General features: G+C 63.1%; 14 protein-coding genes. 8 read left to right on the top strand and 6 right to left on the bottom strand.

Annotated elements, in window-relative coordinates; translation table 11 throughout:
- Position 1 precedes the first annotated feature (1 nt).
- Both BLT66_RS12745 and BLT66_RS12740 read left to right on the top strand, forming a co-directional pair.
- Positions 2 to 868, top strand: coding sequence for a sugar phosphate isomerase/epimerase family protein (locus BLT66_RS12745; RefSeq protein ID WP_092758092.1), 867 nt, complete (start codon positions 2 to 4; stop codon positions 866 to 868).
- A gap of 111 nt (positions 869 to 979) precedes the next feature.
- The gene (locus BLT66_RS12740; protein ID WP_255406889.1) at positions 980 to 1,630 is read left to right on the top strand and encodes a YiaD family glycine zipper/OmpA-like lipoprotein; all 651 of its coding nucleotides are present in this window, start codon (positions 980 to 982) and stop codon (positions 1,628 to 1,630) included.
- Positions 1,631 to 1,694: 64 nt separating this feature from the next.
- Here the strand turns inward: BLT66_RS12740 and BLT66_RS12735 are convergent, their stop codons facing one another.
- The 4 genes from BLT66_RS12735 to BLT66_RS12720 all read right to left on the bottom strand — a co-directional run bounded on the left by BLT66_RS12735 (position 1,695) and on the right by BLT66_RS12720 (position 4,890).
- The gene (locus BLT66_RS12735; protein WP_092758090.1) at positions 1,695 to 1,997 is read right to left on the bottom strand and encodes an antibiotic biosynthesis monooxygenase family protein; all 303 of its coding nucleotides are present in this window, start codon (positions 1,995 to 1,997) and stop codon (positions 1,695 to 1,697) included.
- A gap of 18 nt (positions 1,998 to 2,015) precedes the next feature.
- Complete coding sequence (locus BLT66_RS12730; protein ID WP_092758089.1) at positions 2,016 to 3,728, bottom strand: PhoH family protein; 1,713 nt, start codon at positions 3,726 to 3,728, stop codon at positions 2,016 to 2,018.
- 144 nt (positions 3,729 to 3,872) lie between these two features.
- The gene (locus tag BLT66_RS12725; RefSeq protein WP_092758088.1) at positions 3,873 to 4,349 is read right to left on the bottom strand and encodes a peroxiredoxin; all 477 of its coding nucleotides are present in this window, start codon (positions 4,347 to 4,349) and stop codon (positions 3,873 to 3,875) included.
- A 163-nt stretch (positions 4,350 to 4,512) separates the two neighbouring features.
- Complete coding sequence (locus BLT66_RS12720) at positions 4,513 to 4,890, bottom strand: Mth938-like domain-containing protein (RefSeq protein ID WP_092758087.1); 378 nt, start codon at positions 4,888 to 4,890, stop codon at positions 4,513 to 4,515.
- 139 nt (positions 4,891 to 5,029) lie between these two features.
- Here BLT66_RS12720 and BLT66_RS12715 point away from each other — a divergent pair, with 139 nt between their 5' ends.
- The 6 genes from BLT66_RS12715 to moaD all read left to right on the top strand — a co-directional run bounded on the left by BLT66_RS12715 (position 5,030) and on the right by moaD (position 11,157).
- A complete protein-coding gene (locus BLT66_RS12715; protein ID WP_092758086.1) occupies positions 5,030 to 6,253 on the top strand; it encodes a pyridoxal phosphate-dependent aminotransferase in 1,224 nt (407 codons plus the stop codon).
- A gap of 47 nt (positions 6,254 to 6,300) precedes the next feature.
- A complete protein-coding gene (locus tag BLT66_RS12710; RefSeq protein ID WP_092758085.1) occupies positions 6,301 to 7,623 on the top strand; it encodes a homoserine dehydrogenase in 1,323 nt (440 codons plus the stop codon).
- A gap of 23 nt (positions 7,624 to 7,646) precedes the next feature.
- Entirely contained in the window at positions 7,647 to 9,074 is a 1,428-nt protein-coding gene (thrC, locus tag BLT66_RS12705; RefSeq protein ID WP_092758084.1) for a threonine synthase, read from the top strand.
- 69 nt (positions 9,075 to 9,143) lie between these two features.
- The gene (gene mobB, locus BLT66_RS12700) at positions 9,144 to 9,665 is read left to right on the top strand and encodes a molybdopterin-guanine dinucleotide biosynthesis protein B (protein ID WP_092758083.1); all 522 of its coding nucleotides are present in this window, start codon (positions 9,144 to 9,146) and stop codon (positions 9,663 to 9,665) included.
- Positions 9,662 to 10,909, top strand: coding sequence for a molybdopterin molybdotransferase MoeA (gene glp / locus BLT66_RS12695; RefSeq protein WP_092758082.1), 1,248 nt, complete (start codon positions 9,662 to 9,664; stop codon positions 10,907 to 10,909). Before mobB ends, glp begins: the two co-directional genes overlap by 4 nt.
- On the top strand, positions 10,906 to 11,157 hold the full coding sequence (gene moaD / locus BLT66_RS12690) for a molybdopterin converting factor subunit 1 (protein WP_092758081.1): 252 nt from the start codon (positions 10,906 to 10,908) through the stop codon (positions 11,155 to 11,157). Before glp ends, moaD begins: the two co-directional genes overlap by 4 nt.
- Before the next feature lie 66 nt (positions 11,158 to 11,223).
- On the opposite strand, the gene BLT66_RS12685 is transcribed toward moaD, so the two are convergent.
- Positions 11,224 to 11,628, bottom strand: coding sequence for a hypothetical protein (locus BLT66_RS12685; protein WP_092758080.1), 405 nt, complete (start codon positions 11,626 to 11,628; stop codon positions 11,224 to 11,226).
- 238 nt (positions 11,629 to 11,866) lie between these two features.
- Positions 11,867 to 13,528, bottom strand: a complete 1,662-nt coding sequence (locus BLT66_RS12680) for a Na/Pi cotransporter family protein (protein ID WP_092758079.1) — start codon at positions 13,526 to 13,528, stop codon at positions 11,867 to 11,869.
- Positions 13,529 to 13,554: the final 26 nt, after the last annotated feature.

Genomic DNA, 13,554 nt, shown 5'->3' with positions numbered 1-13,554 from the left:
CATGCGCGATTTCTCCCAAGACCACCGCTGGCTGTCCCTCAACACCGCCACGGTGCGAAAGCAGTGGCCGCTGGACCGCATCATCGAAGAATGCGCGCGGCGCGACATCCGCGCCATCAGCCCCTGGCGCGACCAGGTGGCTGCTGTCGGGCTGGACAAGGTGGCGCGGCAGCTGCGCGACACCGGCATAGCTCTCTCGGGCTATTGCCGCGGCGGCTTCTTTCCGGCCGCCGACGCAGCCGGCCACCAGGCCGCGCTGCTGGACAACCGCAAGGCAATTGACGAGGCCAAGACCCTGGGCGCACCCTGCGTGGTGCTGGTGGTCGGCAGCCTGCCCGGCGCGCTGACTGGCAAGCCGGCCTATACCGACATAGGCCGCGCCCGCAACGAGGTGTTTGACGGCATCGCCGCCGCGCTGGAATACGCGCGCCAGGTCGGCATGCCCTTGGCCATAGAGCCGCTGCACCCTATGCAGGCGGCGGAGCGTGCCTGCGTCAACACCTTGGAACATGCGCTGGATATCTGTGATGCGCTGGACCCGCAGCACTCCGGCGCGCTCGGCGTGGCGCTGGACATTTACCACGTGTGGTGGGACCCGAAGCTGCAGCAGCAGATTGCCCGCGCTGGCGCCGCACGCCTGCTGGCCTACCACGTGTGCGACTGGCTGCTGCCGACCCGCGATTTGCTGAACGACCGCGGCATGATGGGCGATGGCGTGGTCGAGCTGAAGAAGATCCGCGGTTGGGTGGAGGAGGCCGGCTACCAAGGCTATAGCGAGGTCGAAATTTTTTCGGAGCTGGACTGGTGGCAACGGCCTGGCGAGGAGGTGCTGGATACCTGCGTCAGCCGCCACCGCAGCGCTGTGTAGGCAAATATCCCGTTCACATCCGGTAGCAATTTTTCTGGCGTATAACCAAGGGGCGCTGTCAACAGGCAGCTGATTCTTACGTTGTTGTACTACTGAAAAAGAATGGACACCATGGCCTACACATCAAAATCCCTCCGTATTTCTGTCATCGCCTGCACCGTGGCTGCACTGGCTTTGGGTGGCTGCGCCAATATGAGCGAAACGCAAAAGGGCACGGGCATTGGTGCCGGTATCGGTGCCGTCGCCGGAGCCTTGATCGGCGGCAATAAAACCGGCGCCGCCGTCGGCGGCGCAGTCGGCGCGCTCGGCGGCTATGTGTGGTCCAAGCACATGCAGGACAAGAAGGCTGCGATGGAGCAGGCTACCGCCGGTACCGGCGTGGCGGTAACGCAAACCGCGGACAACCAGCTCAAGCTGAACATCCCCAGCGATATTTCCTTTGACACCGGCCGTGCCGACATCAAGCCGAACCTGCGCCCCATCCTCGACCAGTTTGCCAGCGGCCTGCAGAACCAGCCGAACACCGAGGTGCGCATCATTGGCCACACCGATAACACCGGCTCCGACGCCATCAACAACCCGCTGTCCTTGCGCCGTGCCGAGAGCGCGCGTGATTACCTGAGCGCACGCGGTGTGGATTCGCGCCGTGTGGCGGTGGCCGGCCGTGGCGAGTACGAGCCCATTGCCGACAACAGCAGCGATGCCGGCCGGGCCCGCAATCGCCGCGTAGAAATCTACCTGGCCGAACGCGCGCAGCAGTAAATCTTTCCCATAAAAAAAGCCCTTGGAACCATCAGGTTCCAAGGGCTTTTTTACGTCTGCGGTCTTAGTCCGACTTGGTCACCAAGTCGAAGTGCTCCACCACCGGCGGGCTGGCAAAGAACGGCCCGACGATGGCGCGCCATTCGGCAAATGCCGGGCTTTCGCGGAAGCCGACGTTGTGGGCTTCTACCGAAGTCCAGAAAATCTGCAGCACATAGCGCTCGGGGCTCTCGATGCCCTTGTTGACCTTGTAGCCCTTGCATTCAGCGTTCTTGCTGATGACGGTCTGCAGGCCACGCGTGATGGCCTCGTCGAAGGCGGCCTGTTCGCCGGGGCGGATACGGATATCGGCAATTTCCAGAATCATGTTGGTTACTCGGTAAATTTATAAGACTTCGCTTGCGAAGTCGGCCAGGCGCGAACGCTCGCCGCGCGCCAGCATGATGTGTCCGCTGTGCGGCCAGCCTTTGAACTTGTCCACCGCGAACGTCAGGCCGGATGAGCCTTCGGTCAGGTACGGCGTGTCGATCTGCTGCAGGTTGCCCATGCAGATGATCTTGGTGCCGGGGCCGGCGCGGGTGATCAGCGTCTTCATCTGCTTGGGCGTCAGGTTTTGCGCCTCGTCGATGATCACGTACTTGTTCAAGAAGGTGCGGCCGCGCATGAAGTTCATGCTCTTGATCTTGATGCGCGAACGGATCAGCTCGTTGGTCGCCGAGCGGCCCCATTCGCCTGCGCTGGTCTCGGTTTTGGCCAGCACTTCCAGGTTGTCATCCAGTGCGCCCATCCAGGGGCCCATTTTTTCTTCCTCGGTGCCGGGCAGGAAGCCGATGTCTTCACCGACGCTGACCGTGGCCCGCGTCATGATGATCTCGGTGTAGCGGCGTTCGTCCAGCACCTGGGTCAGGCCGGCGGCCAAGGCCATCAGGGTCTTGCCGGTGCCGGCATTGCCGGTCAGGGTGACGAAGTCGACTTCCGGGTCGAGCAGCAGGTTCATGGCGAAGTTCTGCTCGCGGTTGCGCGTGGTCACGCCCCAGACCGCGTGCTTGAGGTGGTTGTAGTCCTTCAGCGTCTTCAGCACCGCGGTTTTGGCGCGGATTTCGGTCACCCGCGCATACAGGCTGGGCTCGCCCGGGGCTTCGAAGTAGACGAACTGGTTGACCATCATCTCGGGCACGATAGGGCCGGAGATGCGGTAGAAGGTGTACAGGCCTTGCTGCCAGCTTTCCACGGTCTTGCCGTGCTTGGTCCAGAAGTCGGGGGGCAGCGCCAGCGCGCCCGAGTACAGGAACTCGCCGTCTTCCAGCGCCTTGTCGTTCTGGTAGTCCTCGGCGGCCAGGCCCAGGGCCCGGGCCTTGACCCGCATATTGATGTCTTTGGACACCAGTACCACTTCACGGCCGGGGTGCAACGGGCGCAACGCCTCGACCACGCCGAGGATCTGGTTGTCGGCCTTGCCTTGTGGCAGGCTGGTGGGCAGGGTGTAGTCCAGGGTCTGGGTCTGGAAGAACAGCTTGCCGCCGGCTTCCGGGTGGCCGGTAGCGTCCAGCTTCAGGCCGATGCCGATGTCGGCGCCATTGCTGCCGGCCAGCGCATCCAGCGAGCGGCTGGTCTGGCGCGCATTGCGAGCGACTTCGGTCATGCCCTTCTTGTTGCTGTCCAGCTCTTCGAGCACGATCATCGGCAGGAAGATGTCGTGCTCTTCGAAGCGGAACAGGCACATCGGGTCGTGCATCAGCACGTTGGTGTCCAGCACGAACAGCTTGGCCGGGCCGGTGTTCTTGGGGGCTTTGCGCTTGGCCGCGGGCTCTTGCAGCAGGGCCACGCCGCGGTTGCGGGCGGGCGCTTCGGAGGGCTTGTCGCCAGCGGGCGTGGATTTAGGCGATTCCAACGGCGGCTGGGCAGGCTTGTCGCGGCGCAGGTCTACCGGGGCGTCGGGGAGGTTACGGGCTTGTGGCTTCTCTTGCAGCTCTGCCGCGTTGGCGGAGGCTTTAGGTGCCCGGCTGGTCCCCGTTTTTTTGACGGGCTTGGCGACCACGTCATAGGCTTCGCGGGCCAAGGTGGCAGCGCGCTTGGTGGGGGCGGGAGGCAATGGCATAGGTCGTGGGCTCGCTAAAAAAGGAAATCAAAAAGCGAAAAAGCCGCCAGGAGGCCGGGCGGCTTTTGAGGGGGGAGCGCAGTCATGTTTACCAACAGCATGGGATCATTATGCATGAGCCCTGTGGCGGTGACTGGGCGGCGGTTAAACCGCTTTTTTGAGGTCTTTGACGGCTTGCAGCACGTCGTCCACATGGCCGGGTACCTTCAGGCCGCGCCATTCGTTCTTCAGCACGCCGTCGGCGCCGATCAGGAAGGTGCTGCGCTCGATGCCCTTGACCTTCTTGCCGTACATGATCTTGTTCTTGACCACGCCGAACATGTGGCACATCTTTTCTTCGGTATCCGCGATCAATTCAAACGGCAGTTCGAGCTTGGTTTTGAATTCATCGTGCGACTTCATGTTGTCGCGGGACACACCAAAGACCGTGGCACCGGCTTTGACAAATTCCTTGTGCTTGTCACGAAACTGCATGGCTTCGGTGGTGCAACCAGGGGTATTGTCTTTGGGGTAAAAGTACAAAATCACCACTTTGCCGAGGTGGGTGGTGTTGGAGACCTTGACGCCACCTGTGGCGTTGGCTTCAAATTCGGGGATAAGTTTATTGACAACGATCGCCATAGTGCTTGGGGTCTCTTGTGACTGGGGTGTGGTCGTCGAAAGTAGGAAGTGGCTTGGTGGAGGCGATGCGCGCACAGTAACCAATTACTGTCCAACTCACTGTGGCTGGACCACTGGCTGCTTCTAACTGCAACCCTCGATTTTACTCTGAAAACCCAGGAGCTCAGGCTGCGGGCTCCAGCAGCAGTGCGGCCACCACGTGGCGGCCCTCCTGGGCGAGGATGTTGTAGGTGCGGCAGGCGGCCTGGGTGTCCATGGTTTCCACGCCTACGCGCTGCGCCATCATGGGTTTAAGCCATACCGGCTGCGGGAAGCGGATGCGCTGGCCACTGCCGAAAATGACCAGCTCGGGAGCCAGCGCCGCCAGCTGGGCGAAATGCTCGGCGGTCAGGTCTTCGAAGCGGCTGCAGTTCCAGTCCAGCCGCTCGCCGCGCGAACCCACGACCACGCTGTTGACTACTTTTTCGGTATTGATGCCAACCCAGCCCGGCCCGTAGCCGGTGATGGATTGGACGTCGAATTTATCGGGTTGCAGTTTCATGGAGTGGTGTGCCCGGGGTGGATGTGGCCAGGCCCTGGAACGGGGCGGCAAATGTGGTCCAATTATAGGTTTCCATCCTTGCGGGCCGCCCGGGAGCAGGCGAACCGCATACCAGCCCATTTAGCGCCCTTAGGCCACCATGAAGACCATCCAAAAATCCAGCAAACTGGCCAATGTGCTGTACGACATTCGCGGGCCGATCATGGACGCTGCGCGCCAGATGGAGGACGAAGGCCAAAAGATCATCAAGCTCAATATTGGCAATCTGGCGGTTTTTGGTTTTGACGCGCCGGAAGAAATCCAGCAGGACATGATTCGCAACCTGCCCAATTCGGCAGGTTATTCGGACAGCAAGGGCATTTTTGGCGCGCGCAAGGCGGTCATGCACTACACCCAGCAGCAAGGCATTGCGGGCGTGACGCTGGACGACATCTACCTGGGCAACGGCGCCAGTGAACTCATCACCATGGCGACCAACACCTTGCTGGACAACGGCGACGAGTTGCTGCTGCCTATGCCCGACTATCCGCTGTGGACGGCGGCAACCAGCCTGTCCGGCGGCACGCCGGTGCACTACCTGTGCGACGAGGCCAACAACTGGATGCCCAATCTGGACGACATCCGCGCCAAGATCACGCCGCGCACCAAGGGCATCGTGGTGATCAACCCGAACAACCCCACGGGCGTGGTGTATACCGACGCGCTGCTGCTGGAGATCGTCGCCATCGCCCGCGAGCATGGCCTGGTGATCCTGGCCGACGAGGTCTACGACAAGGTGCTGTACGACGGCGTCAAGCACACCGCGATGGGCAGCCTGTCGACCGACGTGCTGACGCTGACCTTCAATTCGTTGTCCAAAAGCTACCGCTCCTGCGGCTACCGCGCGGGCTGGATGGTGGTGTCGGGCAACAAAAAGGTGGCCACCGACTACATCGAGGGCCTGAACATGCTCTCTAACATGAAGCTGTGTTCCAACGTGCCCGGCCAGTGGGCCATCCAGACCGCCCTGGGCGGCTACCAGAGCATCAACGATCTGGTCTGCGAAGGCGGCCGCCTGCGCCGCCAGCGCGACCTGGCGTACGAGTTGATCACCGCCATTCCGGGCGTTACCTGCGTCAAGCCACAAGCGGCGCTGTACATGTTTCCCCGGCTCGACCCGGTGGTCTACCCGATCGCCGACGACCGCCAATTCTTCCTGGAACTGCTGCGCGAAACCCGCGTCATGCTGGTGCAGGGCACCGGTTTCAACTGGCAGCAACCGGACCACTTCCGCATCGTCTTCCTGCCCCACGAAGACGACCTGCGCGAAGCGATTGGCCGCGTTGCCAAATTTCTTGAAAGCTATCGTAAACGTAGCGCCTAGCGCACGTACTACCTGCGCTATCGGCACTTTTTACTTAAATATTTGTTATGAAACCCATCCAAGTAGGCATCCTCGGCATCGGCACCGTCGGCAGCGGCGTGTTCAACGTTTTGCAGCGCAACCAGGAAGAAATCAAGCGCCGCGCCGGCCGTGGCATTGAGGTCACCATGGTGTCGCGCCGCAACGTGGCCGAGGCGAAAACCCTGGTGGGCGACCGGGCCCAGGTGGTGGCCGATGCGCGCGCCATCATCGCCAACCCTGACATCGACATCGTGGTCGAACTGATCGGCGGCTACACCCTGGCCAAGGAGCTGGTGCTGGAAGCCATCGCCGCCGGCAAGCACGTGGTCACCGCCAACAAGGCCTTGCTGGCCGTGCACGGTACCGAGATCTTCGCCGCCGCCCACGCCAAGGGCGTGATGGTGGCGTTTGAGGCCGCCGTCGCCGGTGGCATCCCCATCATCAAGGCGCTGCGCGAAGGCCTGACCGCCAACAGCATCCAGTGGGTGGCCGGCATCATCAACGGCACCACCAACTTCATCCTCAGCGAGATGCGAGACAAGGGCCTGGACTTTGCCGTGGTGCTCAAAGAGGCCCAACGCCTGGGCTACGCCGAAGCCGACCCGACCTTCGATATCGAAGGCGTGGACGCCGCGCACAAGCTCACGCTGATGTCGGCGATTGCCTTCGGTATCCCGGTGCAGTTCGACAAGGCCTATGTTGAAGGCATCACCCAGCTCGGTTCGCAAGACATCAAGTACGCCGAGCAACTGGGCTACCGCATCAAATTGCTGGGCATCACCAAGCGTACGCCGCAGGGCGTGGAGCTGCGTGTGCACCCCAGCCTGGTGCCGGCCAAGCGCCTGATCGCCAATGTCGAAGGCGCGATGAACGCCGTGGTGGTGCAGGGCGATGCCGTCGGCACCACGCTGTACTACGGCAAGGGCGCGGGCAGCGAGCCCACCGCCAGCGCGGTGATCGCCGACCTGGTGGACATCACCCGCCTGCACACCGCCGACCCGACCAATCGCGTGCCGCACCTGGCCTTCCAGCCCGATGCCATGAGCGACCTGCAAGTGCTGCCCATGGGCGATGTGGTCACCAGCTACTACCTGCGCCTGCGCGTGGCCGACCAGGCCGGCGTGCTGGCCACCGTTACCGGCCTGCTGGCCGCGGCCGACATCAGCATCGACGCGGTGCTGCAGCGCGAGGCCGACGAAATCGGCGGCGAAGGCGCCACCCAAACCGACGTGATCATCCTGACCCACGACTGCACCGAGTCGCGCATGAACGCCGCTTTGGCGCAGATGCAGGCCCTGCCCACGGTGCTCGCGCCCATCACCCGTATCCGCAAGGAAGAGCTGGCCTGAGGCCAGGGCTGAAAGGACACACCATGCACTACATCTCCACCCGTGGCGACGCCACGCAGCGCAAGTTTTGTGAAATCCTGCTCGAAGGCCTGGCGCCGGACGGCGGCCTGTACCTGCCGGTGCAGTACCCGCAGGTCGACGACGCCACCCTGACACGTTGGCGCAAGGTCTACCACGAGCAAGGCTATGCCGAGCTGGCGTTCGCGATCTTGTCGCTGTACATCGACGACATTCCGGCCGACGACCTGCGCGCGCTGTGCCGCAAGACCTATACCGCCCAGGTGTTCGGCACCGGCGAGATCGTGCCGCTGCGCCACGTGGAAAACGGTGTCTACCTCGAAGCCCTGTCCAACGGCCCGACCCTGGCCTTCAAGGACATGGCGATGCAGTTGCTGGGCAATCTGTTCGAGTACGAGCTGGCACGGCGCGGTGAAGAACTCAACATCCTCGGCGCTACCAGCGGCGACACCGGCAGCGCGGCCGAATACGCGATGCGCGGCAAGAAGGGCGTGCGCGTCTTCATGACCTCGCCGGCCGGCCGCATGAGCCCGTTCCAGCAAGCGCAGATGTTCAGCCTGCAGGACGCCAACATCATCAACATCGCGGTGGAAGGCGTGTTCGACGACTGCCAGGACATTGTCAAAGCCGTGTCCAACGACCTGGACTTCAAGCGCAAGTACAAGATCGGCACCGTCAACAGCATCAACTGGGCGCGTTTGCTGGCCCAGGTGGTCTACTACTTCGCCGGCTACATCCAGGCTACCGACAACAACGCGCAAAAGGTCAGCTTCGCCGTGCCCTCGGGCAACTTCGGCAATGTCTGCGCCGGCCATGTGGCCCGCTCGATGGGCCTGCCGATCGCCCAACTGGTGGTGGCCACGAATGAGAACGACGTGCTGGACGAGTTCTTCCGCACCGGCGTCTACCGCGTGCGCGGCAGCGCCGACACGCACGAGACCTCCAGCCCTTCGATGGACATCTCCAAGGCCTCGAACTTCGAGCGCTTCGTGTTCGACCTGGTCGGCCGCGACGGCGCGCGCACCAAGGACTTGTTCAGCACCCAGCTGTCTGCCGCCGGCAGCTTCGATTTGAGCGCCGACTCGGCTTTCAAAGACGCGGCTGCCCGCTACGGCTTTGTCAGCGGCAAGAGCACACACACCGACCGCCTGGCCACCATCCGCGACACCGATGCCCGCCACGGCATGGTCATCGACACGCATACCGCCGACGGCCTGAAGGTGGCGCTGGAACACCTGCAGCCCGGTACACCCATGGTCGTGCTGGAGACCGCTTTGCCCATCAAGTTCGCCGCCACCATCGTCGAAGCCCTGGGTCGCGAACCTGAGCGTCCCGCGCAGTTTGAAGGCATAGAAGCCCTGCCCAAGCGCGTGCTAAACCTGCCGGCCGATGTGGTACTGGTGAAGGCCTTGATTGAAAAAACCTGTGCATAAATGCGCTGCTGGCGCATATTCCATCTGCGCAAGCAGCTATAAAAAGCATAGTATTTATCGGGTTGCAGCATGAAGGCCGTTGTCTTCGCCGGGTTCTCGGGTTCGGGCAAAACCACGCTGGTGGAACGCCTGATCCCGCTGCTCAAGCAGCGCGGCCTGCGCGTGTCGGTGGCCAAGCATGCGCACCACCGCTTCGACATCGACCACCCGGGCAAGGACAGCTGGCGGCACCGCCAGGCGGGCGCGCATGAGGTGGTGATCGCCTCCGACCTGCGCCTGGCGCTGGTACGCGAATTCGAGCAGCCCGAGCAGCTGTCGGTACACGCACTGATTGCCGAGCTCAGCCCCGGCGTCGACTGGGTGCTGGTCGAAGGCTTCAAGTCCAGCGACCTGCCGAAAATCGAAGTCTGGCGCGCCGCGGCGAATCAGCCGGTGCAGTACCCGGACGACGCGCGCATCCTGGCCATCGCCACCGATGCCAGCTTGCCGACACCGCCGGGCCGCCCGGTGCTGGACCTGAACGACCCGGCGGCCATCACCGACTGGCTGTTGCTGCACGCTGACCGCTTTGCTTACAAGGCTCCGCTATGACTACCACCCGCACCCGCGCCCCCCTGATGCCGCTGGACGACGCGCTGGCCAGTCTGCTGGCCCAGGCCCAGCCCTTGGCCGAGGTCGAGGTCGAGCAGGTCTCCACCTTCGACGCCGACGGCCGGGTGCTGGCGCAAGACCTGGTGTCCGCGCTGCAGGTGCCCGCGCACGACAACAGCGCGATGGACGGCTATGCGCTGCGCTGTGCGGATGTGGCCGGTTTGGCCGATGGCGGCAGCCTGCCGGTGTCGCAGCGCATCCCGGCCGGCAGCGCCGCCCAGCCTTTGCAGCCCGGCAGCGCGGCGCGGATTTTTACCGGCGCCGCGATCCCGCCGGGCGCCGATGCGGTGGTGATGCAGGAAGACTGTGAAGTCCAGCCCGACCAGAGCATCCGCGTGCTGCGCCCGCCCCAGCCCGGCCAGTGGCTGCGCCGGGCCGGCGAAGATGTCGCCAAAAATTCCGTGGTGCTATCGAAAGGTGAGCGCCTCACGCCCGCATCCATTGCGCTGGCGGCCAGTATTGGTATGGAATATGTGCCGGTGGCACGGCGCCCGCGGGTGGCCTTGTTTTCCACCGGCGACGAGCTGGTGATGCCCGGCGCCGTGGCACCGCAGGACATGCGGCCCGGTGCCATCTACAACTCGAACCGCTTCTTTCTGCGCGCCTTGCTGCAGCGCCTGGGCTGCGTGGTCACCGACTACGGCATCGTGCCGGACCAGCGCGCGGCCACCGAGGACGCACTGCGCAACGCCAGCCAGGCGCACGACCTGATACTGACCAGCGGCGGCGTGTCGGTGGGCGAGGAAGACCATGTGAAGCCTGCCGTGCAGGCCTTGGGCCAGCTGAACCTGTGGCAGATCGCCATCAAGCCCGGCAAGCCGTTTGCCTATGGCACGGTGGGGCAGAGCCATTTCATCGGCTTGCCCGGTAACCCGGTGTCGAGCTACATCACCTTCCTGCTGCTGGTGCGGCCGTTCTTGCTGCGCCTGCAGGGTGCCACCCAGCTGGTGCCCACGGCGGTAGCTTTGCCCGCCCACTTCAGCTGGCCGCGGGCCGACCAGCGGCGCGAATTCCTGCGCGTGCGGCGCAATGCCGCCGGCGGGTTGGACTTGTTTGCCAACCAAAGCTCGGGCGTGCTGACCTCGGCCGCCTGGGGCGACGGCGTGGTGGACAACCCAGCCGGCCAGACCATTGCCCATGGCGACAGTGTGCGTTTTATCTCTTTGGCAGAGTTGCAGGCATGAAGCTCACTGTGAAGTATTTCGCCTCGATCCGCGAAGCCCTCGGCACTGGCCGGGAGACCGTGGAAACCAGTGCCGCCATGGTGCAGGACCTGCGCGCCGAGCTGGTGGCGCGCGGTGGCGCCTATGCGGTGAGCTTGGCGCCGGGGCGGGCCGTGCGCGCGGCGTTGAACCAGGAGATGGTGGATGGGCAGGCTGTGCTCAGCGATGGTGCAGAGGTGGCATTTTTTCCGCCCGTCACCGGCGGTTAGCTTTGTGGGGTTTGCGGGTCCGCTCGATTGATGGGTGAGGAGTCGTGACGTAAGAGCGGTACACCTTCACGCTCGCGGAAGCCAGCGGATGGTGAGGATACAAGCCTCCTTCAGCCCGAATGCACGGTGGTAGAGGCCTTGACCCCACGCAGCGAAGTCTCCTGGCCTGCGCAGGACGAACGTGAGTGTCTCGCTCGGTTCAAACCCAGGCGATCTTGAGAACTCAAGCTTGAACTCACTTGGCGCTGCCACGAGCATTGAGACTGTTCTGCCCTCACTCAAAGGTTTTGCTTCACCATTCGGATCACCTTTGGCGTGAAGGAACCATTTGACGCACAAGCCCGTACTCTCTAGATCGGACGGCATATGACGTAAATTGCCCGGACCGGACTTTGACCATTCACTGAAACCGATGAACCAGCCCGTGCCTTTGGTCTGAACTTCCCCTGCGTTACCGAACTCGACTTCCATGGGCGGTAGAGTTTCTGCGGACATTCTTAAGGCGCCTAACTCAATATGTACAGACATAAATGTGCCGCCCTAACACCGGATGTATCACTCCAATATGGGAGCTTGAATTCGCCCAAAACGCCATTCTGGCTTGGATGTCCAGGGTTTTTGACACACGATAAAAGCCCATAACAGATCCCGCAAAAGCAGCAGAAAAAAGCGATCAGCCACTATAGCTGGCTGCAGCTCCGCCGCCGGGTTACTGCAGATCCGCCAACTTCGAGCTACGCAGCCGGTTCGGTGCCAGCGCGCCGGCCGAGTCCAGGATCGGGTAGGCGATGGAGCAGATGTGCGAGTTGATGCGCTTGAGTTCGCTGATCAGGTCGATGTGCAGCGAGCTGGTTTCGATGCTGGACAAAGTGTTGTCGGTCAAGCGCACCAGGTGCGAACGCGAGTAGGCGTGCTCCAGGTCGCGGAAGCGGGCTTTTTCTTCCAGCAGCTTCTTGGCATCGTGCACATTGCCATTCAGGAACACGCTCATCGACAGCCGCAGGTTGTCCACCAGGCGGGCGTGCAGCTCGCTGATTTCCTGCATGCCGGCTTCGGAGAAGTTGCGGCCGGGCTTGATCTTCTTGTCTTCCACGTCGATCAGCACGCGCTCGATGATGTCGCCGATTTGCTCCATGTTGATGGTGAAGCTGATGATGTCGGTCCAGCGGCGGCTTTCTTCTTCCGACAGGGCTTCGCGCGAGATCTTGGTCAGGTAGTACTTGATGGCCGAATAGAGGCGGTCCACGGTGTCGTCCAGCTTGCGCAGGTCTTCGGCCAGCTGCAGGTCGCTGTCCTTGATGACGGTCATGAGGCCGAGCATCATGGTCTCCACCACGTCGGCCTGGTGCAGCGCTTCGCGGGCCGCGCAAGAGATGGCCAGCGAGGGCGTGGACAGGGCCGAGGGGTCGAGGTGGTGCGGCCGGGTCTGGGCAGCGGCGGCCTGGGTGGGCTTGGGCAGCAGCTTTTCCATGGCCTTGGCGACCAGCTGGGTCAGGCCGATGAAGGCCACGCTCATGCTGATGTTGAATGCCAGGTGGAACAGAACTACGCCGTGGGTGGCGTCGGGCAGCGAGGGCTGCACATGGCGCAACCATAGGCCGATCAGGGGCGCGACCAGCACCACGCCCATCAGCTTGAACACCAGATTGCCCACGGTGACCTGGCGTACTTCGATGGCCGACTTGGCGGTGGTCAGCACCGCCAGCGCGCCGCTACCCAGGTTGGCGCCCAGCACCAGGCCCAGCGCCACGTCCAGCTGGATCACATGCGACGCGGCCAGTGCGGCAATCAGCAGCACCACCGCCAGGCTGGAATAGGCCAGTATGGCCAGCACCATGCCCAGGAAGATTTCCAGCAGCACGTCGCTGCTGACGGCGCCCAGCAAGGCCTTGACCGCCGGCGAGGCCAGTAGCGGCTCGGTGGCGTCCACCACCAGGCGCAGCGCCAGCAGCATCAGGCCCAGGCCGATCAGCACCCGGCCTATGCGCCCGGCCGTGCCGTCCTTGGTGGACAGAAACAGCACCACGCCGATGAAGATGAACAGTGGCGACAGCCAGGACAGATCAAACGAAAAAAGCACTGACATCAGGCTGGTGCCGATGTCGGCGCCGCGCATGATGGCCAGCGCCGCCGGCAGGGTGATCAGGCCCTGGCCGACGAAGGACGAGGTCATCAGCGAGGTGGCGGTGCTGGACTGCACCAGGGCGGTAACGCCTATGCCCGACAGGGCCGCAGTGAAGCGGTTGCCCATGCTGCTGGCCAGGATCTGGCGCAGATTGGCACCGAATACGCGCAGCACACCGGTACGAACGAGATGGGTGCCCCACACGAGCAGCGCGATGGCTGCCAATAAATTAAGTAAATGCTTCATAGGGTAGCCACTAACTATACGCTGCC

The sequence above is a fragment of the Rhodoferax sp. OV413 genome (assembly GCF_900104385.1).
In the GTDB taxonomy this organism is placed as follows: Bacteria; Pseudomonadota; Gammaproteobacteria; order Burkholderiales; family Burkholderiaceae_C; genus Rhodoferax_B.
Note: the sequence above shows the minus strand (reverse complement) of the source record. Positions and strands in the feature narration are given on the sequence as shown.

Excerpts from the sequence above, each read along its gene's own strand:
- BLT66_RS12740 (WP_255406889.1), top strand. The coding sequence starts at position 980 with ATGGCCTACACATCAAAATCCCTCCGTATTTCTGTCATCGCCTGCACC.
- BLT66_RS12720 (WP_092758087.1), bottom strand. The coding sequence starts at position 4,890 with ATGAAACTGCAACCCGATAAATTCGACGTCCAATCCATCACCGGCTAC.
- BLT66_RS12725 (WP_092758088.1), bottom strand. The coding sequence starts at position 4,349 with ATGGCGATCGTTGTCAATAAACTTATCCCCGAATTTGAAGCCAACGCC.
- BLT66_RS12680 (WP_092758079.1), bottom strand. The coding sequence starts at position 13,528 with ATGAAGCATTTACTTAATTTATTGGCAGCCATCGCGCTGCTCGTGTGG.
- BLT66_RS12745 (WP_092758092.1), top strand. The coding sequence starts at position 2 with ATGCGCGATTTCTCCCAAGACCACCGCTGGCTGTCCCTCAACACCGCC.
- mobB (WP_092758083.1), top strand. The coding sequence starts at position 9,144 with ATGAAGGCCGTTGTCTTCGCCGGGTTCTCGGGTTCGGGCAAAACCACG.
- glp (WP_092758082.1), top strand. The coding sequence starts at position 9,662 with ATGACTACCACCCGCACCCGCGCCCCCCTGATGCCGCTGGACGACGCG.
- BLT66_RS12685 (WP_092758080.1), bottom strand. The coding sequence starts at position 11,628 with ATGGAAGTCGAGTTCGGTAACGCAGGGGAAGTTCAGACCAAAGGCACG.
- moaD (WP_092758081.1), top strand. The coding sequence starts at position 10,906 with ATGAAGCTCACTGTGAAGTATTTCGCCTCGATCCGCGAAGCCCTCGGC.
- BLT66_RS12735 (WP_092758090.1), bottom strand. The coding sequence starts at position 1,997 with ATGATTCTGGAAATTGCCGATATCCGTATCCGCCCCGGCGAACAGGCC.
- thrC (WP_092758084.1), top strand. The coding sequence starts at position 7,647 with ATGCACTACATCTCCACCCGTGGCGACGCCACGCAGCGCAAGTTTTGT.
- BLT66_RS12710 (WP_092758085.1), top strand. The coding sequence starts at position 6,301 with ATGAAACCCATCCAAGTAGGCATCCTCGGCATCGGCACCGTCGGCAGC.
- BLT66_RS12730 (WP_092758089.1), bottom strand. The coding sequence starts at position 3,728 with ATGCCATTGCCTCCCGCCCCCACCAAGCGCGCTGCCACCTTGGCCCGC.
- BLT66_RS12715 (WP_092758086.1), top strand. The coding sequence starts at position 5,030 with ATGAAGACCATCCAAAAATCCAGCAAACTGGCCAATGTGCTGTACGAC.